The organism is Vibrio sp. 1874, assembly GCF_033344395.1.
GTDB classification, from domain to species: Bacteria; Pseudomonadota; Gammaproteobacteria; order Enterobacterales; family Vibrionaceae; genus Vibrio; species Vibrio alginolyticus.
In genome coordinates, this window is sequence record NZ_JAWPOR010000049.1 from 1 (window position 1) to 2,150 (window position 2,150).

The 2,150-nt window shown below is 44.0% G+C and carries 3 protein-coding genes; all 3 read left to right on the forward strand.

All coding sequences use genetic code 11. The features are described 5' to 3' along the window. Window positions 1–489: 489 nt before the first annotated feature. Window positions 490–735 (forward strand): hypothetical protein, encoded by a 246-nt coding sequence (locus R8N46_RS24345; protein ID WP_169573145.1) that lies wholly within the window; start codon window positions 490–492, stop codon window positions 733–735. Beyond that, complete coding sequence (locus R8N46_RS24350; protein WP_102137292.1) at window positions 728–1,636, forward strand: tyrosine-type recombinase/integrase; 909 nt, start codon at window positions 728–730, stop codon at window positions 1,634–1,636. Before R8N46_RS24345 ends, R8N46_RS24350 begins: the two co-directional genes overlap by 8 nt. Next, the coding region (locus R8N46_RS24355) for a hypothetical protein (RefSeq protein ID WP_318189674.1) at window positions 1,633–2,150 on the forward strand (518 nt) is incomplete at its 3' end. The genes R8N46_RS24350 and R8N46_RS24355, both read left to right, overlap by 4 nt.

Consider the following 2,150-nt stretch of genomic DNA (forward strand, 5'->3'; position numbering starts at 1 on the left):
CGAGCCTACTCGCGCTATGTAGAAATTAAAATTTCCACATAGCGCGAGGATTTATCTAGCCAAAACGAATTTCACGCAACAAAGAAGCTGCAACATTAACTCTGTTGACAATGCTTAACCAGTTTCATAACCTCAAGACTTACCTTACTGCAAAAGCAGGACCCTGACCGCATAGCCGATTCGGCTGGTCTACGTTGCATTCAGAGCACCGTCCGGTCAGAGAACCGAGTTAATTTTGCTCTAAGTCTGTGGAGTGTACGGCTTAGTTAACTCCGTACTCGCTGGTAATAATTGTTGAGCCAGTGACGCATCTCAAAGTAGCGAAATCATAAATCAACAACGCACTCCATCTGCGGAAATGGACGTTTTAGGTGTGAACAGTCAGCCTACTTTTTCGTTAAAAAGTCAAAATGGCGAACGGCATCTTAGCCGTCTCACTATCATCACGATGATAGCCGAGCTAGTTCTTACGCACACATCGAGATTTTTATGAGCTTTGATCCAGTAGCAGCGACCGAAGCTGCAAAAAAGACCCGTGCTTTACGCAAAGGCAAAAACTATAAGAAACGCACCTCTAAACTTGAACCGTTCCGTTCTGAAATCGCCAAAATGTACAAGCATGGCGCATCTTTAGAACTGATTGCTCTGCACCTCCAAACTGAACACAAGCAATATGCAGCTCGCAGTACCATCCTCCGATATATCCATTCCATCGGAGTAACACGCAATGGCTAAAGGGCACTTCGCAAAATCAGAAAAACAAGCCGCTTCTGTCATGAAAGAAATGCAGGGGAAAGGTAATGCCATAGAATCGGTGGGAACGGCGAGGAACTACGAACAAGCATTGAAAACCTGTTGCGATTATCTGAAAGAGTTCAAGCTTGGCTCTCTAAGAGAACTAACCCCAGAACAAGCAAAAAACTACATAGAGTTACGCGCTCACGAATGTAAACAAAGCACAATCGACATGGATCGTCAGGCAATACAAACAATGATGCAGCATGTCACACATAAGTTAGAACCCAATCAAACACTATACCCACCCAAAGAGCTTCCTACATCTAAAAAAGAAACTATTGAAAACTCTCGTTCTTACACGCCAGAACAGGTCAATGCGATCATTCAGCACCAAACCGAGCAACATGCACTCTCAACACAACTTTGTCATGAAGCGGGTCTACGCGCTCACGAACTGTACACACTACGACCTTCTGGCGAAGTAAATCCGAGTCCACGGGACGTACACCAAGATAAATTTTCCCAACTCCCCAATGACTCAAAAACCTACACGGTTCAAGGGAAAGGCGGTCTCATTCGTGAAGTTCAAATCCCCAACCATTTGGCAGAAAAGTTAGAAGAACGCAGACTCGATACACCACAGCAACTCTCTGACAGGGGCGTGAATTACGAATCGCATTACAACATAGCAGGAGGACACAAGTTTTCTGATGCGTTCAGCAAAGCGAGTTCTCGCGCTCTTGGGTACTCCAACGGAGCACACGGCTTACGCCATAGCTACGCACAAAACCGCTACGAACAACTGGCTAACCACTTTGAGCGTATCGATGTCATGACGATTATTTCTCAAGAGCTAGGGCATTTCCGCCCCGATATTACAGAGGTATACCTACGATGATTTGGGGATTTTTGACGGTAATTGTTGTGGGATTGGTATTGCTTTTTGCAGCACCATTTCTTGATTTTCTAACTCCCGATAGCACGATTTGGTTAGTAGACTTATCCAACTCAAATGGTCCTATTTTACTAGCACAAGGCGCAAAAACGCTCTGGTACCAATGGCAATCATGGGTTTACATATTCTTGTTTAGCCTCATGACAGCGTTCATTTTAGGTTTAATTTACAACGGCATTCGCACATTCGCAGATGAGTCGTTACTCAAAGCTAAGAAAGAATTAGCTAAAAAAACGAAAGAGATCGAAAACATAAAACGAGAATACCAAGGTCAAGTTGAGAAGGATATCGTAAACAAACACGCCAAAGAAGCGAAACGACTCAACAAGAAAGAAAACGAGATCTACGCTATCAAGCAGCAAACAGAGAACAAGGAAGTGGCGTTACAAAAGCAAATAAGAATAGTCAATCACGCACACCGTCGACAAAACCAACAGACACAGAGTAAGTTAGGTCA